Below are 26,322 nucleotides of genomic sequence, written 5' to 3'. Positions count from 1 at the left end.
TGGTCCTTTGAACTGAGCGGGGGTCAGCGGCGCCGCAGCGACGGATCGAGGAGCGAAGGTGGCGTGTCGAACTTCTCCCCGGGCGCAAGATCGACACCGGGAGCGACTATCTCGTCGATCGCATCGAGAACATCGGCGGAAAGCACCGTGTCGGCGGCCGCGAGTTGCGAGTGCAGATGATCGACGGTGCGCGGGCCGATGATGGCACTGGTGACGCCCGGATGGGCGGTGACGAATCCGAGCGCGAGCTGGATCAGGGTGAGTCCGGCGCCATCGGCGACGGCGGCCAACTTCTCGACGGCGTCCATCTTTGCGCGGTTGGTCGCGATCGCGGTGTCGAAGCGTTGGGGCATCAAAGTTGAACGGCTGGTTGTCATTTTCCGGCCCTCACGGATTGCGCCCGAGAGCCAACCAGAGGCAAGCGGACTCCACACCAGCACGCCGAGTCCGTACTGTTCGGTGACCGGAAGGACATGGGATTCGATGCCGCGCTGCAGAATTGAATAGGGCGGCTGCTCGGTCACGAACCTGCCGAGGTGATGCTCGCGGGCCGCCCACTGGCCTTCAACGATGCGATAGGCGGGATACGTGGAAGAGCCGAAGTACCGGATCTTGCCCGCGCGCTGTAGATCGGTGAGCGCTGACAGCGTCTCTTCGTCACTCGTGTTCGGATCCCAGCGATGGATTTGGTAGAGATCCACATGATCGACGTCGAGCCGTCGCAGGCTGTTCTCCAGTTCGGCGACGATCCACCTGCGTGAACTTCCCCGGTGATTGCGCTCATCCCCCATCGGGTTGAACACCTTGGTGGCGAGCACGACGTCGTCGCGGCGGCCGGCGATGGCCTTGCCGACCATCACCTCGGACTCGCCCTGGCTGTACATGTCCGCGGTGTCGATGACGTTGATGCCCGCATCGAGAGCGGCATCGACGATGGCGGTGGCATCGTCCTGCGTGGTGCGGCCGATGGCACCGAAGTTCATGGCACCGAGTGCAAGGGTGCTGACCTGGACGCCGGTACGTCCCAGAGTTCGAAACTTCATGGTGGTCCTCCTGGGTGGTGATGGGATGCCCCGCGGTCTCGGCCTCCGGCCAATCTGACATCCTGGACAAACGGAACAATGTTCCGATAACCAATATACGGAACAATGTTCCGTTTGCCAACTGCGATGGAAGGGCTCCGCAATGGCTGACGCCGAAACAGTGCCTCCGGCGCCGCACAAGCGGGCTGATGCTCGCCGCAACCAGGCGGCACTACTCGATGCCGCGGCCGCGGCGTTCGTCGCATCAGGTGTGGACGCCCCTGTGCGCGACATCGCCACCCGGGCGGGAGTGGGGGTCGGGACCATCTACCGTCACTTCCCCACCCGCGCCGACCTCATCGTCGCCGTCTACCGCCACCAGGTCGAGGCCTGCGCGAAGGCCGGTCCGACACTCCTGACCGACAGCGCCACCCCCCATGCCGCATTGCGAGCGTGGATCGACCTTTTCGTCGACTTCCTGGTCACCAAACACGGCCTCGCCGAGGCCATGCAGTCGGGTGACGCCGGGTTCGAGACACTCCATGCCTACTTCCTCGACCGCCTCGTGCCTGTCTGCGCGACGCTTCTCGAGGCCTCGGTCGCGGCCGGCGAGATCCGCTCCGACATCGAGGCCCTGCAGCTGATGCGTGGGGTAGGCAATCTATGCATCGGTGCCGACAACCCCGACTACGACGCGCGTCGGCTGGTCGAACTCCTCATTGCGGGGCTTCGGCGGTAGCCTCCCCGTCGCGATCGTCACGGAGATCCATATCGCTCGGATGTGACCTCGGCTGATCAACCGGGCGTAAGCATCGGCACCAGGAATTGCCTGGCCACCGACTCCAGCTCACTCTCGTCGTCGAGGTCGACCACTCGACTGGGGATGGTCAGAAACGACGCTGCGACCCGCACCATCATCTCGGCGACGAGGTCGGTGTCGAGGGTTGTCGCCACCGTGCCCGCCTGCTGCTCCCGCCGCAGCTGACCGGCAACAAACTGCGATACGGCACCGAGCATCCGGCCGTCGTCGCCGATCATCGAACCCGCAAGCAGGGTCGGTTCCGCGTTCATGAGCCCACCGATGAGCGGATTGCCGCGGAATGCGCGCAGCGAGCTCACGAATCCCAGCACCACCCGGTCGGCAGCCGACTGGGCATCACGTATATCGGCCAGGAACCGGTCGAAGTATCGGCGGAACTCCCGCAGGATCACCTGTTCGACCAACGCGTCCTTCGTCGCGAAGCGCCGGTAGACCGTGATCCGGGACATGCCGGCGCGTTTGGCCACGTCCTCCATCGACGAACGCTGGATACCCATACGGCAGAACTGCTCGTACGCCGCGTCGAGAAGCCTGATGCGCGTCTGGTCGTTGTCGTCGGCGCGTTCCACCGCGTCGGTGAACGCGCGCTCCAGCAACGATTGCGGATCCGCCTCAGACTTCACGAGCTCCTCCTGACGGCAAAGGGTCGATGACCGATCGCTTGAGCCTATGCCAGCCGGGCGACGCTCACCCCGGTAGCGGAATCACGATCGGCCCGACACCGGGAACCGTGATCGTCGCCGGCGGCGGCGCGGCGCGGCGCGGTGGAAGCGGTGCGCGGCCGTTGCTGACGGAGATCGTGATGGTGCTTCCCGGTATCGCCGACCCGTCCGGTGTGGACGAGACCACCGTTCCCGAGGCCTGACCGCTGCCGACAGTCACCTGATTGACCCGGAAACCCTCGGCTTCGAGCCGCGCAGTCGCCTCGCTCGCGGACAAACCGACCACCGACGGGACCGCCTTGCCACCCACGCCGGCCACATACGCCGGATCTCGCGGCGGCAGCGCCGTGGGGCCGAACTTGTTCGCCACAGGCAACATGGCCGTGAACCAGGTGCGGGCCGGTTCATTACCGCCGTAAAGGTTTCCGTACCCGCACTGGCGCAACGGTCCCGAACACAGTTCGGAGATCGTCGGCGAATCGTTGTACACGTAGGTCGCACCCGCGAGGTTGTTGGTGAATCCGAGGAAGGCCGATGATCGGTTGGCCTCGGTGGTGCCGGTCTTGCCCGACATCGGCAGGCTCCACCCCGTCGAACCGGCGGCGTTGGCTGCCGTGCCCGCGCCCCTGTCGTCCTCACTCATCGCATTCGCCAGGGTGTTGGCAAGGCCCGGCTCCACCACTCGCTCACAGGCAGGCTTTTCCAGTGCCACCTCGACGACGCCGGGCCTGCCATCGGCCTCGAGTACCCGGTTGCCGTTGCTGTCCCGTTTGGGCTGGGTGATCGACGCGATCGGGTTCGGCGGGCACCAGACCCCACCCGAGGCCAGAGTCGCTGCCACGTTGGACAGTTCCAGTGCATCGACCGCGGTCGGTCCGAGCGTGAACGACCCGAGGTTGTTCTCTTTGATGTAGTCGGCCAGGCTCTGCTCACCGAAACCAGAGGTCCCCGGATTGGTGTACGACCGAAGTCCCAACCGGACCGCCATGTCGACGGTCGGCCCGACCCCGACGTCCTGCAGCAATTTCACGAACGCGGTGTTGGGCGACTGTGCCAGCGCATTCGTGACGGACATACTGCCCGGGTAGCTGCCATCGTTGCGCACGCAGTAGGTGTTGGCGGGGCAGCCGTTGACGCCGCCGCTGCTGCCCATCCCCCTGGCCTGGAAGGTCGACGGCACCTGCAGCGACGAGCCCGCCCCGAGACCGCGCTCCATCGCCGCGGCGACGGTGAAGACCTTGAAGACAGATCCGGCGCCGTTCCCGACCATCGAATAGGGCTGCGGTTGCATCGTCTGTCCGATGTCGCGGTTGAGCCCGTAGTCGCGGCTCGACGTCATCGCGAGGACGTCATGCGATTCGGTACCGGGCCGGATCACGTTCATCACGTTGGCGACACCGGTCAGATCGGGCGACGCGTAGGTCCGGACCGCGTTGTGGGTCGCCTCCTGCACCTGGGGGTCGAGGGTCGTGCGGATCAGGTAGCCCCCGCGCGCGATCTGATCTCGGGTGATGCCGTTCTCTGCCAGGAACTGCAGGGCGTAGTCACAGAAGAATCCCGCGTCGCCTGCGGAAATGCAGCCCTGGTCGAGCGAGCGCGGTGACGGCAGCACCCCGAGCGGGGTGTCCTTGGCGGCCACGTATTCGGCGGAGCGTTCAGGGAAGTTCGCGATCATCGTGTCGAGCACGACATTTCGCCGTTCGAGCACGCCCTCCGGATTGTTGTAGGGGTCCAGGGCCGAACTGGACTGCACCATTCCTGCGAGCATCGCCGCCTCGGGCACCGTGAGGTCCTTGGCAGCCTTACCAAAGTAGGTTCCGGCAGCAGCCTCGATGCCATAGGCGCCGTTGCCGAAAGGCACCAGATTCAGATACCGGGTGACGATGCCCTTCTTGGCCTCTTGTTTCGCCGCATCCGCGTCGAGGTTTTTCTCGCTCATGGCCTGGGCGGTCAGCGTCTGCTCCAGCGTCCGCGCCATCCGGATCTCGCGGAGTTTGCGGGCGGCTGTCGTCTCGGTGGCGGCGCGACGCTCGGCATCCGTGCGCGCCAGAACCAGCAGCTGATAGTTCTTGACGTACTGCTGATCGAGGGTCGAGGCACCCTGCTGCACTTCGCCGGACGCCTGGTTGGTCACCAGTGCGCGGATCGTGCCCCGCCAGTCCACACCATCGTGCTCGAGGAAACGCCGGTCCTCGACGGAGATGATGGCGCGGATCATCTCTGGGGAGATGTCGTTGTACCCCACCTGGAAACGCCGTTGATCATAGAGGAATGCGATCGGTTTCCCGTTGACGTCGGTCATCGTGGAGACCTCGGGAACCTGGCCGCCCACCAGCTCCGATTCGACGTTGTCGACGGCGCTGGCTGCCCGACTCGACACGAAACCCACTCCCCCGACCAGAGGGAACAACAATCCGGCTACGAGAATGCCGGCCAGCAAGCAGCACCCGAGCAACATCGACAAAGATCTGGACTTCGACACGACGTCCACATTACGGACAATTCGGACCACATACCGTTCCCGATGGCGACCGCAGTCAATTGAACCGGGTGCCCGGTCAGCGCAGACCCGGGGCTGTCTCGAGAGCGAGGGACAAGGTGTCCTTGATCATCGCCATCGCGGCGCCGGTGGGGCTGCTCTGACCACCGGTGACGGTCACCGGGCCGAACTCGCCGCAGTCGAAGATCACGGCCTTCTCGGGTCCGTTGAGCGCTCCGAGTGGGCTGTCGCGGGTCACCGCCCGAATCGACACCGTCACCAGATCCGGGATGTCCAGATCGGCGACCGCCACCTGTCGTAGCCGCTGACCACGTCCTTTCGCCCGCACCGCTGCCGACCTGATGGCCGGGGTGATGGGCTCGAGAATGGTCTCGGCGGCCCCCGGATCACGTCCCCAGAGCAGGCCGGTCAAGATCTGGATCTTCATCGCCACGTCCCGCCCCGACAGATCCGCGGACGGATCTCCCTCGGCGATGCCGACGCGTCGGGCCGCCTCGACCGCCTCACCCAGCGAGTCACCGTCAGAGAGTCGATCGAGGACGAAGGTCGCCGTTCCGTTGACACATCCGCTGACCGAGGTCACATGGATGCCGTTGCGTAGCGATCGGGCCACATCGGCGGCAGGCAGCATGGCGCCAGTGGTGCCGGAGAGCTTGACGGCGCGGCCGGTCTCCCTGGACACCGCATCGAGGGCGCACCAACCGTGCAGCAATGTCGTCTTGGTCGCCGTCACGAGGTGGGCGCCGTTGCGGAGTGCACAGACACCGTCCGCGACCGCCCCGTCAGCGTCGGCATCGACCGACGGCACAGCCTGCACCACCACCCTGGCACCGACCCTGGCGATCAAGTCGTCCAGTGACGTCGGTGCGCTCCATTGCGGCCGAGGCGGGATGGTGTCGTCGGTGATCTCCGTCTGCGCTCGATGAGTCCTGACCGCGGCCACGTAGAGATCGACGTCGAATCGGGAACGATATTCGGCACGATGAGAAATGATCTGGGCGATAAAGGCGCGCGAGACCGCGCCATAACCGAGAACCACAATCGGTAGCACCAGCATCGTGTCGCGGCCTTTCGCGTACGCCGACGTCAATGTCGGGTATTCACTCGAAGTCTAGTGCTGATCAATTCACATCATTGATGTTCTGCAGTGGAAGCAATTCTTGTGTGAATTGTTCGAGAAACTCTCGACGCGAGGACACCGGTGCGATCGGGCGCACCACGAACTTGGTGAGACCGACGTCGACGAAGGCCCGGACCTGGGTACGAGCCTGCTGCCAACCACGACAGACGAGCACATTCGGGTCCGAGATGTCTTTGCGCCTGCCGGCCGCCCTGGCCACCAGCGCATCGACGACCGCCTCGTCCGTCCCGTCCGGTGCGACGATGATGTTGGTGCCGTAGTGATCGGCCTCGACGCCGCGCCCCGCCTCGGCCGCGGCAGCCTCGATCTGCTCGCGGCACCGCTGCGCCTCGGCCGGGGTGATGAAGCTGCCGAGCCAGCCGTCGCCCAGCCGGCCGATCCTGTCCATGCTCACCGGCAACCTGCCGCCGAGCCACAGGTCGAGGGGCTTCGCCGGCAAAGGCCCGACGGACGCCTCCTGAAGATGGAAGAACTCGCCGTGATGGGTGACAACCGGTTCGGTCAGCAATGCCCGGACGACCTTGATCGCCTCTTCGAACAGCTCGCCTCGCCTGCCGGCAGGCGCCGGATACATCGTGCGGTCTCCGGGCGTCGCGGGCTGCACCCCGAACGCGGGCAACACCCGGCCCGGGGCCAGCGCGGCCAGTCCGGCGAGTTGTGCCGCAACCAACGCGGGATTGCGTCCGGGTAACACCAGCACCCCGGTACCCAATTTGAGTTTCTCTGTTCTTCCCGCCGCATACGCGAGACCGATCAGCGGGTCGGCGTGATCGGGGGACGACACCTGATCGGAGAGCCACACCGAATCGATGCCGAGTTCTTCCAAATCGTCCACAAGTTCTGCGAGCCCGGTACCCCGGTGTTGCCCGTCGGTCGGTATCAGCCCGACACCGATGCGTACTTTCATGCTCATCCAGCAAGGTTACGAGGTCGGCGGATTTTTCCTGCGTCGGTGCGTCACGGTCAAGGTGTGGTCGCAAGCGTGGCACCGTCGGTCACGACGCTGCCCGCCGAGCCCCGGGCCACCCGATCGATGATCGAGGCCGCGATATGTGCAGCATCGCGGTCGATTCCGTGGAATCGTCCCGAACCCCAGGTGTACATCCACGGCAATCCGATGAACGCCAGCCCGGGCAGCGCGGTCACTCCCCTGGTCTGCATGGGACGCCCGCCGCCGTCGAAGACACTGGCCTCGATCCACCGGTAGTCGGGCCGGTACCCGATCGCCCACACGATGCTGGTGACCCCGGCCGCGGCCAAGTCGAGTGCGGTCGGCTCGTCGTCGGGCTCCCACACCGGCTCGTACCGGGTGGCGGGCGGAGCCTCGATGCCTTCTCTTTCGATGTGTCGATCGATGTCCGCGCAGATCGAGTTGTAGGTTGCATCGGCGGAATCGAGCGATTCACGCAGGGTCGGGGCGAACTGGAGCCGGCTGTCGCGGCCGTCTTCGAGCAGACCGTAGAGGTGCATGCCCTGCGCCGCGAACTCGCGCAGATCGATGTCGCGGCCACCGTCGCGGCCGGTGACATAGTGATTGGTCTTCTCTCTCGCTGCCTGACCACCGGGATATTCCTGGACCCCGACGTCGTAGACACCCATGTCGGCGAGCCAGGTCATGCAGTCGCGGCCGCGGTAAAAGCGGGCGACCCGCGGGGCCTTGCCCATCGCGAGATGCACGGTGCGCCCGGCGAGATGGAGATCTTCGGCGATCTGCGCACCGGATTGCCCGGTGCCGACGACCATCACGGCACCGTCGGGCAGTTGGTCGGCGTTCTTGTATTCTTCCGAATGCAATTGCCGCACAGCGGGATCAAGAGTGCGCGCGAACGTCGGGATGACGGGCAGCGGGTACCCGCCGGTCGCGATCACGACGTCGTCCGCGGTGAGCAACTGTTCGGCGTCGGCGGAGACGAGCGTGAGTTCGAATCCGCCGTCGGCGCCTTGACGCAACCTGGTGACCCGGGTGTGGGTACGCAGCGGTGGGTTGAAGGTGTCCAGCCAACCGTTCAGCCATTCGACGACTTCATCTCGCTTCATGAAACCGTCGGGATCGTCGCCGGCGTAGCTGTAGCCGGGCAGGCGACAATGCCAATTCGGGGTGACGAGGGTGAAGTTGTCCCAGCGGGTGTCGGTCCAGGCGTGCACGGGAGTCTCGGCCTCGATGACGAGGTGTTCGATGCCGTGGCGGCCGAGGTACCAACTGACCGAGAGCCCGGCCTGCCCTGCACCGATGATCGCGACCGGGACGTGGGTGCGCTCAGGCATGGGTCAACCCCCGCCAGGTCGCAGTGCCGGCTTCGTCGAGTTCGGCGACTTTCCCGTAGACGTCGGGTCGCCGGTCGCGCAGGTGGAACATACCTCCGCGCATCTCGGCGAACTTCGCGGCGATGTCGACCTCTGCGACCGCCATGCCGCTGCCGAGAAGTGTTGTCGCCAGGATGTTTCCGCCTGGATCAACCACCTTGGAGTTGCCGACGTACTGCAATGATCCGAAGGTTCCTGACTGATTTGCCGCCACCCAGAACACCTGATTGTCGAGCGCGCGGGCGATGTCGAACTGGTTGAATCGGTAGGTCCAGCGATCGTCCTGAAGGTTCTCCGCGGTCGCCGTACGTGCCGCCGGCCAGGCCGACAGGCTCGCGATGATCTCGGCGCCGTCGAGAGCCATCATGCGGGCGGCCTCGGGGAACGCCTTGTCGTAGCAGATCTGCAGACCGATCCGGCCCACCGGCGTCGCGAAGACCGGGTACGCGGAGCCGGCAGAGTACGACATGTGCTCGCCGAGTGGCTGGTGCACCTTGCGATACGTGCCGTAGATCTGACCACCGTCGAGCAGAGCTGCTGCGTTGTAGCGGGTTTCGCCATCCTCAGCGAGTTCGCAGAAGCCGATCGCCACGATGATGTCTCCGACGATGCTCTGGACACGCCGCAGTTCCGGGCCGTCGACCGAGATCGCCGGCGGCAGTGATCGGCCGGTGGTCTTGACGGTGTCGCCGTGGTTGCCGAGCGACGAGAGGTAACCGCCGATGGCAGCCTCCGGCAGTGCCAGAAAGTCGACGCCACGCTCTCTGGCCTCGTCGACGAGCGTTTCGATGAGTGCGTAGTTCTGATTGAGATCTCGGGTGAAATTTGCCGAAACTGCAGCGAGAGTTGTCATATCGTGATCCTCAGACCAGGTAGGAGGGGTCGTGGCCTTGCAACTGCTTCCACGCCAGGCGCTCGGCACTTCGGTGTGCCGCGTTCGGCCTTGGTACAAGTACAGGCCCGCATTATTTCGGGATGGTCACGCCGGGACTAACAAGATGTTGCATGGTGCTCAGCGTCGATGGTCGACGATCTGAACAGCCGCGTTTTCAGTCTTCGATGAATCTCAGCCTCGCAGCTTGACACATGAGTACAGTGGCATGGGTCACAGTAATTGCATGGCCGGGCGCTCACAGCCGCGGCCACGAGCAGAGAGTCACCGCGATGAAAACTAAGGCCGCAATTCTGACCGGGCTGCACACCGACTGGAAGATCGACGAGATCGACCTCGGCGACCCGGTCGCCGGAGAGGTACAGGTCAAGCTGGCCGCATCCGGTCTCTGCCACTCAGACGCACACATCGTCGACGGATCCAGTCCGATCCCGATCTTCCCCGTGGTCGGTGGCCACGAGGGCGCAGGCGTCATCACCAAGGTAGGACCCGGCGTGTCCGGCCTCGAAGAAGGCGACCACGTCGTTCTCGCATTCATCCCCGCCTGCGGTACCTGCCCGTCGTGCGCCAAGGGACTGCAGAACATCTGCGACCTGGGAGCCGGCCTGCTCACCGGTCAGGCGATCTCCGACGGAACCTTCCGCGTCACCAAAGATGGTGCGCCCGTGGTCCAGATGTGCCTGCTCGGAACCTTTGCGCCCTATGTCACCGTCCACCAGGCATCGGTCGTCAAGATCGAGAAGGACATCCCCCTGGACAAAGCTGCCCTACTCGGCTGCGGGGTCTCCACCGGCTGGGGCTCTGCGGTCGACATCGGCAACACCCGCCCCGGCGACACCGTCGTCATTGCCGGCATCGGCGGTGTCGGGATCAACTCGGTGCAGGGCGCGGCATACGCCGGTGCCCGGCACGTCATCGCGATCGATCCCGTCGAGGACAAGCGCAAGATCGCGCTTGATTTCGGAGCGACCCACACCTACGCGACCTTCGAAGAGGCCACCGCCGAGCTCGGCGACCTCACCTGGGGCGCGATGGCCAACACGGTCATCCTGACCATGGGCGTCGTCCGGGGTGAGTTCATCCAGCAAGCACTGACCATGACCGGTAAGGGTGGCCAGGTCATCGTCACCGCAATGGGACCGTACGACCAGGTCGATGCGCACCTCAACCTGTTCGAGCTGACACTTCTGCAGAAGCGGGTCCAGGGCGCGATCTTTGGTGGCGTCGGGCCCCGTACCCAGATTCCCAAGCTGCTCAACCTCTACCGCAGCGGGGCTCTCAAGCTCGACGAGCTGGTGACCACCACCTACAAGCTCGAAGACATCAACCAGGGCTACCGCGACATGGCCGACGGCAAGAACCTCCGAGGCGTCGTGATCTACGGAGACGACGACTACTGATCGACCGCGCCGATCCGGCGCGACCCCAGCACGCCATCAGCGGCGACCGACACCAGTCGGTCGCCGCTGATCTTTTGCGACCGGCGTCGCTCTTTACGACCGGCGTCCCAGACGAGAATGCGGCTCTTCGTTCAAACCATTGATGTTGGTCACTTTCGAGCGTTACACTTCAATCCTAACAAGGATAGTAATGATTGAAGTAGTGCAGCTTCGACAAAGAGAGGCCCACCGTGACGCAGGCGGCCCGCTACACCGGTTCGACATCCATCACCGTCGCCGAAGGGTGGGGTCTGGAGCGGCTCACAGCACCCAGCAGGCTGTTCGGCGCGAACGGGATCCGAACGGGTCCGGACGGTCGTATCTATGTCGCACAGGTGGCAGGCAGCCAGATCAGCGCCCTCGACCTCGACACCGGACAGCTGGAGACGATCAGCGCAAAGGGCGGCGACATCGTCGCACCTGACGACGTCGCCTTCGCGCCCTCGGGCGACATGTACATCACCGAGTACTACGACGGCCGGGTCAGCGTGCGCAGTCCCGACGGGACCACCCGCCTCGTGCGCGACGACCTCCCCGGCGCCAACGGCATCACCATTCATCAGGGCAGACTCTTCGTGAACGAGTGCCGCGTCGGTGGCCGGCTGATGGAAATAGATCCAACCGGCGGTGCGCCGCGGGTGTTGCTGGACGAGCTCCCGATGCCCAACGGCATGGAGGTCGGACCCGACGGCAAGCTCTACTATCCCCTGCTCGGAACCAACGACATCTGGCGCATCGATCCCGAGGGTGGCGAACCCGAGCGTGTTGCAGGCGATCTCGGGGTCCCCGACGCCGTGAAGTTCGACTCCGAGGGTTTCATCGTCTCCACCCAGGTCGCCTCGGGGCAGGTGCTGCGAATCAATCCGCGCAACGGTGACCAGACAGTTCTCGCGAGTTTGAGCCCCGGGCTCGACAACCTGACATTCGTAGGCGACCGACTCTTCGTGTCCGGCTTCACCGGCCAGATCACCGAGATTCTCGGTGGCGGCGAGACGCGCACCGCTCTGCCCGACGGGTTGACCTGGCCTCTTGACATCACCATCGGAGCAGACGGCACGCTCTACATCGCCGACGGGACCTTCTTGCTGGCGAAGCCGCGGGGCGGCGAATTGCACACGCTGGGCATGCTGTTCAGTCCCGGATACCCGGGATACATCAGGGGTCTCACCGCCACCGGCGACGGCGAGTTCATCGTCACCGGCAACGGCACGGTGTCGCGGTACCACCCAGCGAGCAGCGAGAGCGACATCCTGGTCGAGGGACTGGACCAGCTCTACGGCGTCGCTGTCTCGGCCACCGGAGCCATCGCCGTCGCGGACCTGGGCACAGGCAGGGTGTACTCCGTCGAGTCCGGAAACGCGATAGAACTCGCCGGCGGTCTCGACCACCCGACCGGCGTCGCGTTCACCTCCGACGGCACCCTACTCGTCTCCGAAGCCGGTGCGGGACGGATCGTCTCGGTGACCGGTTCGGGCGTCGACACCCTGGTCGACGGACTCGAACGCCCCCAGGGCATCGTCGTCGTCGGCAGCATGCTCTACATCGTCGACGTCGATGCGAAGGCACTCGTCGCGTTCGACCTCGAGTCGAAGGCCCGACAGACGCTGGCCCAGAATCTTCCCGTGGGCGCTCCTCCCGGAGTCGCCCCGAAGCCTCTCGTCGGCCTGGCACCGTTCTCCGGACCCCAGGGGCCCTATGCAGGTATTGCCGCCGACGCCGAAGGGACGCTGTACATCTCGGGCGATGCGGAAGGCAGCGTCCTCGCGCTGCGGTCGGGAAGCCGACCGTGACACAAGACTTCATCGGGCTCGACGGCAAAGTCGTGATCGTTTCGGGGGCAGCAGGTGGTGGGATCGGAACCTCGGTGACCCGTATGGTCGCTCAGTCCGGCGCCACAGTGATCGCGGTCAGCCGCTCAGAAGACAATCTCGGCACTCACATCGAACCGCTCGCCGCCGAGGGCCTGTCGGTGATCCCGGTGGCCGCCGACGCCTCGACCGACGACGGGATCGCGGCGGTCCTTCGTAAGGTCCGGCGAACCCCAGGAGATCTGCACGGTCTGGTCAACGTCGCAGGCGGCGCCGGGCCCGCGACCTGGATGCCCGCCACCCGCGTCACGCGGGCCGATTGGCGAGGTCTGTTCACCCAGAACCTCGAGACGATGTTCTTCATGAGCCAGGCCGTCGCCGCCGAACTCAAGACCGCGGGATCACCGGGTTCCATCGTGTCGATCTCGTCGATCAGTGGAATGAACACGGCCCCGTTCCACATCGGTTACGGCACCGCCAAAGCGGCGCTGGTTGCCGCAACCCGCACGATGGCAGTCGAATTGGCGACCGACGGAATCCGCGTGAACGCCATCGCACCGGGCGTCACCGCAACGCCGGCCTCACTCATGTACGTCGACGACGACCCCGATCGCGACCAGCAGGCAATCGCCATGGGACGCAGAGGAAGCCCCGAGGAGCAGGCCGGGGCCATCCTGTTCCTGCTGTCCGACCTGTCGACCTACATCACCGGGCAGACACTCCTGGTCGACGGCGGTCTCAACCTGAAGTGGACCCACATGGGTGCCGACCACACGTCGCTCTTCCTCAAGGACGAGTCGTTCCGCGCAGCCATGACGCGGTCCTAACCACATTTTTCACACGGGAGAAGGTCATGACCGATACTGTCGAGAACGCCCAGACACCAGGGGCCCAGAAACCAGGGGCCCAGAAACCAGGGGCCCAGAAACCAGGCGCCCAGACACCGGCGACGACCCCGCTGACGATCGGCGTCGATGCCTACCTATCGCGGGACTACGCCAGAGCCGAAGGCGATCTGCTCTGGTCGAAGGTGTGGCAGCAGGTCGGCCGGGTCGAGGAGATCCCCAAGGTCGGCGACTACCTCACGTACGAGATCATGGACGACTCCATCATCATCACGCGCACCGGTCTGGCCGGACCAGGGAACACAGGCAGCATCAGCGCGTACCACAACGTCTGCTCCCACCGTGGGCGCCGACTGGTCGACAGGGCACCGGGCGAACACGAGGCACGTGGCAGCTGCCGAGCCTTCGTCTGCGGTTTCCACGGATGGACATACGACCTCGAAGGCAACAACACGTGGGCCGCCGAGAAAGAGGACTGGCCGACAGGGTTGACCGACAACCGAACTCGACTCACACCCGTTCAGGTGGACACCTGGGGTGGCTGGATATGGATCAACATGGATCCCGACGCTGAGCCGCTGCGCAAGTATCTCGAACCGGCAGCCACCCTCCTCGACCCGTTCGGGCTCGAGAACATGCGCTACCGGTGGCGGAAATGGCTGGTGTTCGACTGCAACTGGAAGGTCGCCCTCGAGGCCTTCATGGAGACCTACCATGTGCCCTACACCCATCCCGAGTTCCGGAAGTTCGGTACGTTCCTGGGCTGGTCGCGTTACCAGGGCCGGCACAGCAACATCGGCTATGACGCACCTAAGGGCATGGAGGAGAACCAAGCGAAGCTTCGCGTCGCCGATGGTCCCGATGCACGCCTGTCGACCATCGAGCTACAGAACTTCACCTGGGAGAACGCCAACACGAACACCACCCGGACATTGGTCGATGCCGCCGAGCGGTTGACCGACGAACTCCCCGAAGGCACCCCGCCGGGTGAGGTACTGCGGCACTGGCTCGCCTCGGCCAAGAAGGACGATGCCAACCGCGGGGTGGTGTGGCCCGAAGTCGACCCCGAGGTGATCGCCAAGAGCGGTACCGCGTGGCAGATCTTCCCCAACTTCCAGATCGGGCACGCGCTGAACAACATGCTCTGCTACAGCGCGCGGCCATACGGGGACGACCCGGACAAGTGCATCTTCGAAGCGGCAGTCTACGAACTGTTCCCCGAAGGCGAAGAGCCCGAGACCAAGTGGGAGTACACCCCCGAGGACGATCCCGGGTGGCGGACCGTGCTGCCACAGGACTTCTCGAACATGGCCGCGGTCCAAAAGGGCATGAAGGCACGCGGTTTCACCGGCCCAAAGCCCAACCCCTATCGCGAGCGCAGCATCGTCAACCTGCACCACAACCTGGCCATGTACATGGGCACCGGCGCGCCCACCGATCTCGACTGACCATCCACCTCCCCATCTGCCTGAACCCCCGAGTCCCGAACCCCCGAGTCCCGAACCCCCGAGTCAAGGAATCACCATGCAGCCCTGCGCACCTACGCAGACTCCCGACGTCGACATCCCGGCCCTGCGCGAGAAGTACCTCCTCGAGCGCGACAAGCGAATCCGTGCCGACGGACAGCAGCAGTACTTGGAGGCCGAGGACGACTTCTCGGAGTTCTACGAAGGCGATCCCCACACGCCGGTGGAGCCGCGGCAGCCGATCACCGACGACATCGAGGTGGTGATCCTCGGCGGCGGGTTCTGCGGCCTGATCACCGCGCATCGCCTTCAGCAGGCGGGTGTCACGGACTTCAAAATCATCGAACTGGGCGGCGACTTCGGCGGGGTCTGGTACTGGAATCGCTACCCCGGCATCCAAATCGACTCCGATGCCTACTGTTACCTTCCCCTACTCGAAGAGACCGGGTACATCCCCAAGGAGAAGTTCTCCAAGGGCGACGAGTGCTTCGAACACGCCCAGCGCATCGGCACCCACTTCGGGCTCTACGACAACGCGATCTTCCACACCCTGATCCGCTCACTGAAATGGGATGGGGAGGTCAACAGGTGGCAGATCAGCACCAACCGCGGCGATGAGATCCGCGCCCGCCACGTCATCCTCTGCCAGGGTCCGTACAACCGGCCGAAACTCCCCGGCATCCCGGGCATCAGGGACTTCAAGGGACACACGTTCCACACGGCACGGTGGGACTACGAGTACACCGGCGGCGACCTGCACGGTGGACTGGACAAGATCGCCGACAAGAAGATCGCGGTCATCGGCACGGGATCGAGTGGCATCCAGGCCATCCCGCATCTGGCCAAGGGTGCAAAGCACCTGACGGTCTTCCAACGCACTCCGTCCTACATCTTCGAGCGGGCCAACTATCCGACCGACCCCGAGTGGGTGGCGAGCCTGGAACCGGGTTGGCGGGCGGCGCGGCAGCGCAACTTCCACAACGCGGCCTTCTCGTTCTACTCTCCCGGCGAGCCCGACCTCATCTGCGACGGCTGGACAGAGGTCTCGCGCAACATGGCCGCGAAACTCAATGCGACCGAGAACTTCTCGGGCTGGGCGGCCCTGGCCGATCCCGCCGAGTTCATGAAGCTCAAAGAGATCGAGGACTACCGGGCGATGGAGCGCCTGCGGCAACGCGTCGAGCAGATCGTCGACGATCCGGCGACTGCAGAACTGTTGAAGCCGTACTACCGCAACATGTGTAAGCGCCCCGTCTTCAACGACGAGTATCTGCCGACCTTCAACCGGCCCAACGTCACCCTCGTCGACGTATCCGAGACGAAGGGCGTCGAACGTATCACCGACAAGGGCATCATCGTCGACGGTGTCGAGCACGAGTTCGACTGCATCGTCTTCGCCAGCGGCTTCGAGATCACCACGGCCCTTGACCGGCAGTTCGACATCAAACCCTTCGCCGGCCGCGAGGGGACATCGCTGTACGACCACTGGGGCAAAGGGTTCCGCACCCTGCACGGGGTGATGGCGCACGGATTCCCCAACCACTTCGCCACCGGATTTGTCCAAGGCGGTGTCACCGCATCGACGACTCTGATGTTCGAGCAACAGGCCGACCACATCGCCTACATCATCAAACAAGCCCAGGACCGCGGAGCCACGTACGTCGAGCCGACCGCACAGGCCGAAGACGAATGGGTCGCGACGATCCGGGCGAACTCGGTCGACAACAGCACGTTCACCTCCGAGTGCACACCCGGTTATTACAACAGCGAGGGCGAACCGAACGGCCGGTCGTTCCTCGGTGATCCGTTCTGGGGAGGGTTCTACGAACTCACCGAGTTGCTGCAGGCCTGGCGCGACACGGGCGAGCTCGAAGGCCTGGTGCTCGAGAAGTGACCGACCAGCCAGCACCCGAGCTCAGATTCGATGGTCGGGTCGCCGTGATCACCGGCGCCGGTAGGGGGCTGGGTCGCGCCTATGCTCTGCTACTCGCCTCCAAAGGCGCAAGGGTCGTGGTCAACGACCCCGGAGCCGCGATCAGCGGAGAGAGCGTCGACGCCGGACCCGCCGAAGAAGTTGTTGCCGAAATTGTCTCGGCCGGAGGCGAGGCCGTGGTCAGCACGGCGTCGGTGGCCACCCCCGAAGGCGGGCAGGCCATCATCGACACCGCCGTCGAGCATTTCGGCCGGATCGACATCCTCGTCCACAACGCGGGCAACAATCGATACGCCTCTCTCGCCGAGATGACGTACGAGGACTTCGACGCCGTGCTCGATGTCCACCTCCGGGGCGCCTTTCACGTTGTTCGGCCCGCATTCTCGCTGATGTGCGATGCCGGGTACGGACGGATCGTGCTCACCTCGTCGATCGGTGGCATCTACGGGAACAAGAACGTCGCCAACTACGCCGCGTCCAAGGCAGGGATCATCGGCTTGTCGAACGTGGCGGCACTCGAGGGCCAGGAGTTCGGGGTGAAGTCGAACGTCATCGTTCCCGCCGCTCTCACCCGGCTCGCGGAGGGTCTTGACACCTCTGCGTACCCACCGATGGGACCTGAGCTGACGGCCCCCGCGGTCGGCTGGCTCGCGCACGAGAATTGTTCGATCACAGGGGAAATGCTGGTGGCCATCGCCGGTAGGGTCGCGCGGGCCTTCATCGCCGAGACACCCGGCGTATACCGGCCGTCCTGGACCGTCGAAGAAGTCGACGAACAGATGGCAGCCATCCGCGACACCAGCGACCCGTGGATCCTGCCGGTCGTCCCGTCGGCCCACCTCGACCACATCACCAAGAGCTTCGCGATAGCCATGGAAGGCAGCGCACATGTCGGTTAAAGTCTACGAACGCATTCTCGACCTCTTCGAGGCCGAAGGCATCAACACCATCTTCGGGATCCCCGATCCCAACTTCGTCCACCTGTTCCATCTCGCCGAAGAGCGCGGCTGGAATGTTGTTGCACCCCACCACGAAGAGTCCGCGGGCTTCATGGCAGAGGCGGTGTCACGCATGACCGGTACGGCCGCGGTGTGCATCGGCACCCTCGGCCCCGGTATCGCAAACCTGGCCGGCGCCATCATGTGCGCCAAGGTGGAGAACTCTCCGGTCATCTTCCTCGGCGGGCAACGCGCACGAATCACCGAGCAGCGTGTCCGCCGCGGCCGCATCCAGTTCGTCCAGCAGTCCGGGCTGATCGAGCCGTCCGTAAAATACAGCGCGAGTATCGAATACGCCGATCAAACCGATGAGATCATCCGAGAGGGCCTGCGCAAGGCGCTCTCGGGAACCCCGGGCCCGGTGTACATCGAATACCCGTCGCACGTGATTCAGGAAGAACTCGACGTGCCGCCGGCCCTACCACCGAAGGCCTACCGTCTCGTCGGACAGACCGCGGGCCAAGCTCAGATCGATGAGGCCGTCCGCCTGATCGGCGCAGCGAAGCAACCAATCCTCCTGGTCGGTCACGGGGTCCACACCACGCGCGCAGGAGCCTCGGTGAAGCAACTCGCCGACCTGCTCGCCTGCCCGGTCATCCAGACCTCCGGCGGCACCTCGTTCATCGAAGGTCTCGAAGACCGCACCTTCCCCTACGGTTTCTCGACGGCCGCGGTCGACGCCGTCGTCAAATCCGATCTCTGCCTCGCCATCGGCACCGAACTGGGCGAACCGGTGCACTTCGGGCGCGGCAGGCACTGGGTGGCAGGCGAGGCCAACCGCAGCTGGATCTACATCGAACAGGATCCGGCGGCGATCGGCGTCAACCGGGCGATCGACGTACCGCTCGTCGGAGACCTCCGAGCCATCGTCCCTCAGCTGGCGGAGGCCCTGAAGGATTCGCCGCGGACCGCCACGCCCGAACTGGCAGCGTGGATCAAAGAAGATGCAGCACAGCTCGCGGAGCTGGCCGAGACAGCGCCCTCCGGCATGTCGCCGGTACATCCGGCCAGGCTCATCGTCGAGGCCACCAAGGACTTCCCATCCGACGGCATCATGGTCCGCGACGGCGGGGCCACCACCATCTTCGGCTGGACGTACTCGCAGGCCAAACCCCATGACGTCATGTGGAACCAGAACTTCGGCCATCTCGGTACCGGTCTGCCGTACGCGGTCGGCGCCGGTGTCGCCGACGGTGGCAAACGCCCGATGATGCTGATCACCGGCGATTCGTCGTTCCAGTTCCACATCGCCGAACTCGAAACAGCTGCTCGCCTCAACCTTCCGTTGGTCTGCGTGGTCGCCGTGGACTACGCCTGGGGTCTGGAGGTGGGTGTCTACAAACGCACCTACGGCCAGGGATCACTCGAGACCGGCGTCCACTGGAGCAGCGATACCCGTCTCGACAAGGTCGCCGAGGGCTTCGGCTGCTACGGCGAGTACGTCGACCGAGACGAGGACATCGCGCCCGCCATCAAACGCGCCTACGCCAGTGGCAGGCCCGGTGTCATCCACGTCGCCGTCGACCCGAAGGCCAACTCCGAAGAGATGCCGAGCTACGACGAGTTCCGGACCTGGTACGCCGAGGGCCAGCAGTGACACCTCGTCCCGTTGCACAACACAAAGTCAGGACTCCTCATGCGTGAATACACGAAGCTCTTCATCGACGGCCGATGGGTCGATCCGACCACACCCGCAGTCCTGGAAGTCGTCAATCCCGCGACCGAAGAGCTCGCCGGTACGGTGGCCGTCGGATCATCGGCGGATGTGGACAAGGCTGTCGCGGCTGCACGACGTGCCTTCACGACCTGGTCGACGACACCGGTCGCCGATCGGGTCACGCTCCTCGAGAACATCGCCGCGGAATACCAAAAGCGTGCAAACGATCTCGGTGCGGCGCTGACCGAAGAGATGGGCGCCCCGAAGGAACTGGCGAACGGCTTCCAGATCAACCTGGGTGCCGGCCATCTCGCGACGGCCATCGAGGCGCTCAAGGGATACACCTTCGAGGAGCAGCATGGCAGTTCGCTCATCGTCAAAGAGCCCATCGGCGTCTGCGCTCTGATCACCCCGTGGAACTGGCCACTGAACCAGATAGCCGTCAAGGTTTTCCCAGCGCTGGCGACCGGCTGCACGATGATCCTCAAGCCGTCTGAACGCTCCCCTTTCACCGGTCAGATCTTCGCCGAAATCCTGGAGGCGGCCGGCGTTCCCGCCGGTGTGTTCAACCTCGTGCAGGGTGACGGACCCGGGGTGGGCGTGCCTCTGTCCGGTCATCCCGACGTCGACATGATCTCGTTCACCGGCTCGACGCGCGCCGGGATCGACATCGCAACCAACGCGGCGGCCGGCGTGAAGCGGGTCACCCAGGAACTCGGCGGCAAGGGCCCCAACATCGTCCTCGACGACCAAGACTTCGCAGCGAATGTGGGAAAGGGCGTCGTCACGATGATGCTCAACTCCGGCCAGACCTGCAGCGCGCCGTCCCGCATGCTGGTCCCGGCAGAGCGGATGGAGGAGGCCATCGGCGTTGCGAAGGACGCAGCGGCGTCGGTGACCGTCGGAGATCCTAACGGCGACTTCGCCATCGGGCCGGTGGTCTCGAAGTCGCAGTTCGACAAGATCCAGGAGCTGATCGCGCAGGGTATCGCGGACGGTGCGACCCTGGCAGCGGGCGGTCCCGGTCGTCCTGAGGGTATCGACAAGGGCTTCTTCGTCCAGCCGACCGTGTTCGCCGACGTCAAGAACGACATGAGCATTGCCCGCGAGGAGATCTTCGGTCCCGTGCTGACGATCCTCGGCTACGACAGCATCGACCATGCCATCGAGATCGCCAACGACACCGAGTACGGCCTCGCGGGCGCTGTCGCAGGTGCCGACCTCGCCCTCGCCCGCTCGGTGGCCCGCCGCATCCGCTCGGGATCCGTTGCCATCAATGGTGGATTCGACTTCAGCGCCCCGTTCGGCGGCTACAAGAAGAGCGGAAACGGCCGGGAATGGGGTGCATTCGGTTTCGAGGACTACCTGGAGATCAAAGGCATCCTCGGCTATGCGCCGGACGAGGCCTGAGGAAGGGGGTCACCATGAGCACACTTGCCGTCGAGCGGCTCACGGACACGGTCGGGGTCAAAGTGCTCGGCATCGACGCCGACCAGTTGCGTGAAGACACCGATCTCGCAGATGCCGTGGCCGAAGCGCTCGAAACCTATTCGGTGTTGCTGTTTCCAGAGCTCGATGCCGGCGACGAGACCTTGGTCGAGTTCTGCAGGAAGCTGGGCACCCTGATCAACTTCTCCCACCTGCCCCCGGCAACCGCTGAGGTGATGGAGATCAGTTTTGATCCCAGCAATCCGAACGCGGAGTACTTTGCCAGCAACTGCTTCTGGCACATCGACGGGCTTCTCGACGAGATTGCCCCGAAGACATCGATGCTCACTGCACGGGTGACATCCGCAGAGGGTGGTGAGACCGAGTTCGCGAGCACCTACGACGCCTACGACGCACTGACCGACGATGAGAAGGTACGTTTCGCCGACCTTCGGGTGGTACACACGTTCGAGGCGATCCAGCGCCTCACCTACCCCGATCCGACACCGGAGCAGGTGGCCGAATGGGCCTCTCGCTCGGTGCGCGAACATCCCCTGGTGTGGGAACACGATTCGGGTCGACGCTCGTTGGTACTGGGAGCAACCGCGTCACACATCGTCGGGATGGACATCGATGAGGGTCGCGCTCTGTTGCGGGATCTGCAGGAACGCATCACCGCGCCGGAGCTTGTCTGCCGGCACAGCTGGTCAGAGGGCGACACGGTGCTGTGGGACAACACCGGCCTCGTCCATCGCGTCCGCGACTTCGACCGAAGCAAGCCACGCACCATGCATCGATCCACCGTCGCGGGTCAGGAAAGGATCAAATGAGCGGTCATACTGCCATTGTCACCGGAGGCGCATCGGGTATCGGCGAGGCCATCGCCCGGCGCCTCGCTGCCGACGGTGATCTGGTCGCCATCTTCGACATCAATGGCGAGGCCGCCGTGACAACTGCCGTCTCCATCGAGAAAGCTGGGGGCAAAGCGATCGGTCTGGCAGTCGATGTCACCGACCGCAGCCGCATCGACGCCGCTGTCGCCGAGGTCAAAGCACGCTTGGGGCGACCCACGGTGCTGGTCAACAGTGCAGGCGGAACTCTCGCCGGCCCCTTCCTCGACATCACCGAGGAGACCTGGAATCGGGTGCTGGCGTTGAACCTCTCGAGCACGTTCCACTGTTGCCAGGCCGTCCTTCCCGAGATGCTCGAGGAGGGCTGGGGCCGTATCGTGAACATCTCGTCGTCGAGTGTGCACAGCGGCTCCCCCGGGCTCGCCGGCTACGTGACGGCAAAGTCCGGTGTGGTGGGACTGACCAAGGTATTGGCGCTCGAATTCGGCAGGCGCGGAATCACAGTCAACACTGTCCCTCCCGGATTCATCGACACCCCGATGCTCCGCGCCACCGTCGACTCGGGAATGGTCGACGTCGATGCACAGGTCGCCAAGACACCGGTGGGCCGGATCGGGCAACCCGAGGATGTCGCGGCGACGTGCGCATTTCTCGTCAGTGAAGAGGCCGGGTACATCACCGGTCAGATCATCGGCGTCAACGGCGGGCGCAACACGTGAGTGCCCGGATCACTCCCGCGCTGCGGGCCGATTGGTCTCCTGAGATGACCGCGTTCGTCGACGGCTTCCGGTCCGCGGTCGCGAGCGCCGGCCCGGAAGAGGGGCGGCAGGCGGGCGACAACCTGCTCGGCACCCTCGCTCGCTATCCGGGTCTGTCGATGGCGTTCCTGACCTTCAACCGGCATCTGCTCTCGCAGTCGGCGCTCTCCGTGCGGCAGCGGGAGTTGCTGGTCCTGCGGGTCGCTCGGATCAAACGCTCCGACTACGAGTGGGCCCAGCATGTGATTCTCGCCGATCGGGCCGGGGTGACGGCCGACGAGTTCGCCGCTGTGGCCGAGGGGCCCGAAGCACCTGATTGGTCTACGATCGACCGCGCCCTGCTGCAATCGGTGGACGATCTTCTCACCGATGGCGCCATCGGCGATGCGACCTGGGCCGTCCTGGCCGGTGAGTTCGGGGAGCAGAAACTGATGGATGTTGTGTTCACCGTCGGCTGCTACTCCATGCTCGCAATGGCCCTGCGCAGCTTCGGCGTTCAACCCGAGGAAGCGCTCGTGCCGTTCCTTCCCGCCCCGCAGCCCCGATAGCCCTCCGTTGTCCCGGTTCAGTCAGGAGTTGGTCCACACCGGAAAACGCCTGTGCGCGAAGGCCCGTGGCCCCTCCTGGGCGTCGGAGCTGGTGTAGCACCGTTCAGATGCCGCTCGGGCAGCCTGCAGAGCGGCTGATCGCCCCATCTCCGTCGCGAGCATGACCGTGTCCCTCGCAGCCTTCACCGACAGCGGCGCGCCCACGAGGATCTCCCGCGCCAAGTCGATTGCACTGTTCATCAATGCTTCTGGCTCAGCCAGGCGATTGACCAGCCCTATCTCGTAGGCCCGTTCAGCAGTGATCGGCCTACCGGTCAGCAGGATCTCCATCATGATCCGCTGCGGGATCATGTGGATCAGCGGAGATGCCCACGGCGAACTGCGGCCGACCTTGACCTCCGTCACCGCGAATCGCGCGCCGGTACTCGCCACGCACAGGTCACACGCCTGGGCGATCATCCAGCCACCCGCGAAGGCGGCACCGTTGACGGCCGCGATGGTGGGCTTGGACAATTCAACGGTGTCGTAGGGCAGCGGAAACATGTCCCGCGGCGGGATCTGCATACCGGTCTGCACCATCTCTTTGAGGTCACCGCCCGCACAGAAGGTCTCACCGCTGCCCGTCAGGATGCCCACACGCAGCGACGAGTCGGCCTCGAATCTGTGCCAGGCGTCGCGCAAACCGTCGCGCACGTCCGCGGACAAGCAGTTCCGCGTATCAGGACGGTTCAGGGTGATGACGGCGATACCGTCGTCGCGAGCATCGAAGAGCACGGCATCACCCATCTAGAAGCCCCTTCGTTGAACACTGTGCGCTTCGCGGGCCAGATCTTCCTGAAAGTCCGGATGTGCGATGGCGACCAGCCGTCTGGCGCGCTCGCCGAGCGACTGCCCGCGCAGTTCCGCTGCGCCGAATTCGGTGATTATTATGTCGACGTCACTGCGCGGGGTGGTGACCGGACCAGACAACGTTGTGGTGATCCGGCTGATCGTGCCACCTTTGGCAGTGGCAGGCAGCGCGATGATGGCGTGCCCGCCGGGAGAACGGGACCCGGCTCGGACGAAGTCGAGTTGGCCGCCGGTCCCACCCAGATATGACGAGCCGCTCTGCTCCGCGTTGACCTGGCCCGTCAGGTCGACCTCCAGAGCGGAGTTGATGGTCACCAACTTGTCCAGCTGCGCCATGACGGCCGCGTCGTGGGTGTAATCCGTGGTGCACATCCGGATCTCCGGGTTCTGGTGTGCGTAGTCGTACAGACGACGGGTGCCGATCAACGCACCCGTGATGGTCACGCCACGATCGATCCGTTTGCGGGCGTTGGTCACCGCTCCCGCCTCGATCAGATCGACGAGGCCGTCTCCCAGCATCCCCGAGTGGACGCCGAGATCTGTGCGATCACGCAGCAACCGCAGCATGGCCTCGGGGACCGCGCCGATGCCCATCTGAATGACCGAACCGTCGTCGATATAGGCGGCGGCGTGCTTCGCCATGGCCAGGTCGGTGTCTCCGATCGCTGCCGATGTGACCTCCACCGGCCGCCGTGAGACATGTACGGCGTAGTCGAACTCGCTGCGGTGCAGCACCTCACCGCGTGTGCAGGGAACCTGGTCGTTGATCTCGGCCACGACCACCCGGGCCCTGGCGACCGCTGCCTGGACGTAGTCGCTGATCAGTCCCAGACTGTGGTTGCCGTCGACATCAGCGGGGCTGACCTGGATCAGCGCGACGTCGCAGCCGAGTGCACCCGCGGCGATCATCGGTCCGACTTGGCTGACGTGGCACGGAATGATCTGCAGTTCATGAGCTTTGGTCATCGAGCGCAGCGATCCCATCGCCCCCATACTCGACAACTCGAAGCTCACCGCCGAGTCCGGGGTAAAGAGTCCGGAGAAGCTGGTGGCGATGAACACCGACAGCCCACCGACCCCGCCGCCCTGTTCGGTCAACGCCTCGATCAGAGCAGTGGGTTCGCCGCACGCCTGCCCGACGACAATGCGGTCGCCTGGCAATAGAACGCGGGCGAGATCGACCTCGCATCCGCCACCGGGGTGCCGGTCCGGGCTCAAATTGTTCTCCGGCTGCTGTCCAATTCGTCACGCACAGCATCGTTGTGAGCGCCGAGTCTCGGCGCCGGCCCCGCCACTCGCCCCGGCGTCCGGGAGAACCATGTCGGGGGTCCAGGGAATCGAACCGGACCGTTGGGCGAGTCGACCTCCTCGAAGAATCCGACCGCGTCGAGGTGCGGGTTGTCGAACAACTCGTCGAGAGTGCGCACAGGCGCCGCAGGAATATCCCGCGCGCGAAACAGATCGAGCCATTCCTGCGTCGTCCGTTCGGCGAACGTCTCGGCCAGCAGCCCGTAGACCGTGTCGATCTGACGCGCCCGTTGCTCGAGCGTCGCGTAGTGCTCGCCCGCCCACGCCGGGTTCACAGCGTCGATGAACGCCGCCCACTGTTTGTCGTTGTAGACCAACGCCGAGATGTGGCCGTCTTTGGTGCGATACGGCTTTCGATTCGGCGACACAGCGCGCGGATACCCGGCAGGCGCGAGCGGCGGGTCGAACATCGCACCGCCCGCATGCTCGACCAACATGAAGGCGGCCATGGTCTCGAACATGGCGACCTCGACCTCTTGCCCCTCGCCGGTGCGCTCGCGGTGGTAGAGGGCCATCGTCGTGGCATACAACGCTGTCAATCCGGCGACCTTGTCGGCAATGATCGTGCCCACGTATCCCGCCTCGCCGGTCAATTGCTCCTGCACGTAGGGCAGCCCGCACTCCGCCTGGATCGTGTCGTCGTAAGCGGTGAGCCCGGAATCCGGTCCACCGCGGCCGTAGCCATAACAGTTCGTGTAGATGATCGACGTATTGAGGGCCACGACATCGTCATACGAAAAACTCAGCGCCCTGATCGCGCTGGCACGCATGGAGTGGATGAAGACATCACTCTGCACGATGAGTTCGCGCAATACGGATTTGTCTTCCTCGGTCCGCAGATCCAACACCAGGCTGCGTTTGCCGCGATTGACGTTGGCGAACACGCCACTCATGCCAGGCTCGGGACCCACGGAGATGTACCGGGTGTTGTCGCCGGCAGGCGGTTCGACCTTGATCACCTCGGCGCCCATGTCGGCCATGATCTGCGTGCAGTACGGGCCCATGACCATGCCCGTCAGGTCCACAACGCGCAACCCCGCGAGAGGGCCGGTGTGTTTCATGTGTTCGACGCTATCAGGTCAATGTTTACAAG

General features: G+C 64.7%; 22 protein-coding genes. 12 read left to right on the top strand and 10 right to left on the bottom strand.

Features of this window, described 5'->3' with window-relative positions; genetic code table 11:
* Nucleotides 1-23: 23 nt before the first annotated feature.
* Nucleotides 24-1,043, bottom strand: a complete 1,020-nt coding sequence (locus DFR67_RS28450; RefSeq protein ID WP_110472823.1) for an aldo/keto reductase — start codon at nucleotides 1,041-1,043, stop codon at nucleotides 24-26.
* A gap of 142 nt (nucleotides 1,044-1,185) precedes the next feature.
* Here DFR67_RS28450 and DFR67_RS28445 point away from each other — a divergent pair, with 142 nt between their 5' ends.
* Complete coding sequence (locus tag DFR67_RS28445; RefSeq protein WP_110472822.1) at nucleotides 1,186-1,761, top strand: TetR/AcrR family transcriptional regulator; 576 nt, start codon at nucleotides 1,186-1,188, stop codon at nucleotides 1,759-1,761.
* 56 nt (nucleotides 1,762-1,817) lie between these two features.
* On the opposite strand, the gene DFR67_RS28440 is transcribed toward DFR67_RS28445, so the two are convergent.
* The 6 genes from DFR67_RS28440 to DFR67_RS28415 form a co-directional block, all read right to left on the bottom strand.
* The gene (locus tag DFR67_RS28440) at nucleotides 1,818-2,465 is read right to left on the bottom strand and encodes a TetR/AcrR family transcriptional regulator (protein ID WP_245938221.1); all 648 of its coding nucleotides are present in this window, start codon (nucleotides 2,463-2,465) and stop codon (nucleotides 1,818-1,820) included.
* A 64-nt stretch (nucleotides 2,466-2,529) separates the two neighbouring features.
* A complete protein-coding gene (locus DFR67_RS28435; protein ID WP_110472821.1) occupies nucleotides 2,530-4,962 on the bottom strand; it encodes a penicillin-binding protein in 2,433 nt (810 codons plus the stop codon).
* A 100-nt stretch (nucleotides 4,963-5,062) separates the two neighbouring features.
* Complete coding sequence (locus DFR67_RS28430; RefSeq protein WP_211325189.1) at nucleotides 5,063-6,061, bottom strand: hypothetical protein; 999 nt, start codon at nucleotides 6,059-6,061, stop codon at nucleotides 5,063-5,065.
* A gap of 64 nt (nucleotides 6,062-6,125) precedes the next feature.
* Complete coding sequence (locus DFR67_RS28425; RefSeq protein ID WP_425451357.1) at nucleotides 6,126-7,058, bottom strand: TIGR03854 family LLM class F420-dependent oxidoreductase; 933 nt, start codon at nucleotides 7,056-7,058, stop codon at nucleotides 6,126-6,128.
* 50 nt (nucleotides 7,059-7,108) lie between these two features.
* A complete protein-coding gene (locus DFR67_RS28420) occupies nucleotides 7,109-8,410 on the bottom strand; it encodes an MSMEG_0569 family flavin-dependent oxidoreductase (RefSeq protein ID WP_110472820.1) in 1,302 nt (433 codons plus the stop codon).
* Nucleotides 8,403-9,302, bottom strand: coding sequence for a carbon-nitrogen hydrolase family protein (locus tag DFR67_RS28415; RefSeq protein WP_110472819.1), 900 nt, complete (start codon nucleotides 9,300-9,302; stop codon nucleotides 8,403-8,405). The genes DFR67_RS28420 and DFR67_RS28415 overlap by 8 nt, the downstream gene beginning before the upstream one ends.
* 311 nt (nucleotides 9,303-9,613) lie before the next feature.
* Here DFR67_RS28415 and DFR67_RS28410 point away from each other — a divergent pair, with 311 nt between their 5' ends.
* The 11 genes from DFR67_RS28410 to DFR67_RS28360 all read left to right on the top strand — a co-directional run bounded on the left by DFR67_RS28410 (nucleotide 9,614) and on the right by DFR67_RS28360 (nucleotide 23,072).
* The gene (locus DFR67_RS28410) at nucleotides 9,614-10,741 is read left to right on the top strand and encodes an NDMA-dependent alcohol dehydrogenase (RefSeq protein WP_110472818.1); all 1,128 of its coding nucleotides are present in this window, start codon (nucleotides 9,614-9,616) and stop codon (nucleotides 10,739-10,741) included.
* A 230-nt stretch (nucleotides 10,742-10,971) separates the two neighbouring features.
* Nucleotides 10,972-12,570, top strand: coding sequence for an SMP-30/gluconolactonase/LRE family protein (locus DFR67_RS28405; RefSeq protein ID WP_110472817.1), 1,599 nt, complete (start codon nucleotides 10,972-10,974; stop codon nucleotides 12,568-12,570).
* The gene (locus DFR67_RS28400; RefSeq protein WP_110472816.1) at nucleotides 12,567-13,415 is read left to right on the top strand and encodes an SDR family NAD(P)-dependent oxidoreductase; all 849 of its coding nucleotides are present in this window, start codon (nucleotides 12,567-12,569) and stop codon (nucleotides 13,413-13,415) included. The genes DFR67_RS28405 and DFR67_RS28400 overlap by 4 nt, the downstream gene beginning before the upstream one ends.
* Before the next feature lie 26 nt (nucleotides 13,416-13,441).
* Entirely contained in the window at nucleotides 13,442-14,881 is a 1,440-nt protein-coding gene (locus tag DFR67_RS28395; RefSeq protein ID WP_110472815.1) for an aromatic ring-hydroxylating oxygenase subunit alpha, read from the top strand.
* 76 nt (nucleotides 14,882-14,957) lie between these two features.
* Nucleotides 14,958-16,793 (top strand): flavin-containing monooxygenase, encoded by a 1,836-nt coding sequence (locus tag DFR67_RS28390; RefSeq protein WP_110472814.1) that lies wholly within the window; start codon nucleotides 14,958-14,960, stop codon nucleotides 16,791-16,793.
* Entirely contained in the window at nucleotides 16,790-17,731 is a 942-nt protein-coding gene (locus DFR67_RS28385) for an SDR family NAD(P)-dependent oxidoreductase (protein ID WP_110472813.1), read from the top strand. Before DFR67_RS28390 ends, DFR67_RS28385 begins: the two co-directional genes overlap by 4 nt.
* Nucleotides 17,721-19,427, top strand: coding sequence for a thiamine pyrophosphate-binding protein (locus DFR67_RS28380; protein ID WP_110472812.1), 1,707 nt, complete (start codon nucleotides 17,721-17,723; stop codon nucleotides 19,425-19,427). Before DFR67_RS28385 ends, DFR67_RS28380 begins: the two co-directional genes overlap by 11 nt.
* Nucleotides 19,428-19,466: 39 nt before the next feature.
* The gene (locus DFR67_RS28375) at nucleotides 19,467-20,897 is read left to right on the top strand and encodes an aldehyde dehydrogenase family protein (protein WP_110472811.1); all 1,431 of its coding nucleotides are present in this window, start codon (nucleotides 19,467-19,469) and stop codon (nucleotides 20,895-20,897) included.
* A 14-nt stretch (nucleotides 20,898-20,911) separates the two neighbouring features.
* Complete coding sequence (locus DFR67_RS28370) at nucleotides 20,912-21,745, top strand: TauD/TfdA dioxygenase family protein (RefSeq protein WP_110472810.1); 834 nt, start codon at nucleotides 20,912-20,914, stop codon at nucleotides 21,743-21,745.
* Nucleotides 21,742-22,485, top strand: a complete 744-nt coding sequence (locus DFR67_RS28365; protein ID WP_110472809.1) for an SDR family NAD(P)-dependent oxidoreductase — start codon at nucleotides 21,742-21,744, stop codon at nucleotides 22,483-22,485. The genes DFR67_RS28370 and DFR67_RS28365 overlap by 4 nt, the downstream gene beginning before the upstream one ends.
* Nucleotides 22,482-23,072, top strand: coding sequence for a carboxymuconolactone decarboxylase family protein (locus DFR67_RS28360; RefSeq protein ID WP_245938220.1), 591 nt, complete (start codon nucleotides 22,482-22,484; stop codon nucleotides 23,070-23,072). Before DFR67_RS28365 ends, DFR67_RS28360 begins: the two co-directional genes overlap by 4 nt.
* Nucleotides 23,073-23,093: 21 nt before the next feature.
* On the opposite strand, the gene DFR67_RS28355 is transcribed toward DFR67_RS28360, so the two are convergent.
* From DFR67_RS28355 to DFR67_RS28345, 3 genes are read right to left on the bottom strand one after another with little or no spacing between them, the layout of a single operon-like run.
* On the bottom strand, nucleotides 23,094-23,858 hold the full coding sequence (locus DFR67_RS28355) for an enoyl-CoA hydratase/isomerase family protein (RefSeq protein WP_110472808.1): 765 nt from the start codon (nucleotides 23,856-23,858) through the stop codon (nucleotides 23,094-23,096).
* Entirely contained in the window at nucleotides 23,859-25,139 is a 1,281-nt protein-coding gene (locus tag DFR67_RS28350; protein ID WP_170135295.1) for an acetyl-CoA hydrolase/transferase family protein, read from the bottom strand. It abuts the gene before it with no gap.
* Entirely contained in the window at nucleotides 25,136-26,290 is a 1,155-nt protein-coding gene (locus DFR67_RS28345) for a CaiB/BaiF CoA transferase family protein (RefSeq protein WP_110472806.1), read from the bottom strand. Before DFR67_RS28345 ends, DFR67_RS28350 begins: the two co-directional genes overlap by 4 nt.
* Nucleotides 26,291-26,322: the final 32 nt, after the last annotated feature.

This window comes from Williamsia limnetica (assembly GCF_003217475.1).
Lineage (GTDB): Bacteria > Actinomycetota > Actinomycetes > Mycobacteriales > Mycobacteriaceae > Williamsia > Williamsia limnetica.
The sequence above is the reverse complement of the archived record's forward strand: the minus strand, read 5'-3'. Positions and strand labels throughout refer to the sequence as shown.

Coding starts and splice junctions, on each gene's coding strand:
- DFR67_RS28345 (WP_110472806.1), bottom strand. CDS start 26,290: ATGAAACACACCGGCCCTCTCGCGGGGTTGCGCGTTGTGGACCTGACG.
- DFR67_RS28425 (WP_425451357.1), bottom strand. CDS start 7,058: ATGAGCATGAAAGTACGCATCGGTGTCGGGCTGATACCGACCGACGGG.
- DFR67_RS28430 (WP_211325189.1), bottom strand. CDS start 6,061: ATGCTGGTGCTACCGATTGTGGTTCTCGGTTATGGCGCGGTCTCGCGC.
- DFR67_RS28365 (WP_110472809.1), top strand. CDS start 21,742: ATGAGCGGTCATACTGCCATTGTCACCGGAGGCGCATCGGGTATCGGC.
- DFR67_RS28420 (WP_110472820.1), bottom strand. CDS start 8,410: ATGCCTGAGCGCACCCACGTCCCGGTCGCGATCATCGGTGCAGGGCAG.
- DFR67_RS28445 (WP_110472822.1), top strand. CDS start 1,186: ATGGCTGACGCCGAAACAGTGCCTCCGGCGCCGCACAAGCGGGCTGAT.
- DFR67_RS28450 (WP_110472823.1), bottom strand. CDS start 1,043: ATGAAGTTTCGAACTCTGGGACGTACCGGCGTCCAGGTCAGCACCCTT.
- DFR67_RS28355 (WP_110472808.1), bottom strand. CDS start 23,858: ATGGGTGATGCCGTGCTCTTCGATGCTCGCGACGACGGTATCGCCGTC.
- DFR67_RS28415 (WP_110472819.1), bottom strand. CDS start 9,302: ATGACAACTCTCGCTGCAGTTTCGGCAAATTTCACCCGAGATCTCAAT.
- DFR67_RS28370 (WP_110472810.1), top strand. CDS start 20,912: ATGAGCACACTTGCCGTCGAGCGGCTCACGGACACGGTCGGGGTCAAA.
- DFR67_RS28395 (WP_110472815.1), top strand. CDS start 13,442: ATGACCGATACTGTCGAGAACGCCCAGACACCAGGGGCCCAGAAACCA.
- DFR67_RS28410 (WP_110472818.1), top strand. CDS start 9,614: ATGAAAACTAAGGCCGCAATTCTGACCGGGCTGCACACCGACTGGAAG.
- DFR67_RS28390 (WP_110472814.1), top strand. CDS start 14,958: ATGCAGCCCTGCGCACCTACGCAGACTCCCGACGTCGACATCCCGGCC.
- DFR67_RS28375 (WP_110472811.1), top strand. CDS start 19,467: ATGCGTGAATACACGAAGCTCTTCATCGACGGCCGATGGGTCGATCCG.
- DFR67_RS28435 (WP_110472821.1), bottom strand. CDS start 4,962: ATGTTGCTCGGGTGCTGCTTGCTGGCCGGCATTCTCGTAGCCGGATTG.
- DFR67_RS28380 (WP_110472812.1), top strand. CDS start 17,721: ATGTCGGTTAAAGTCTACGAACGCATTCTCGACCTCTTCGAGGCCGAA.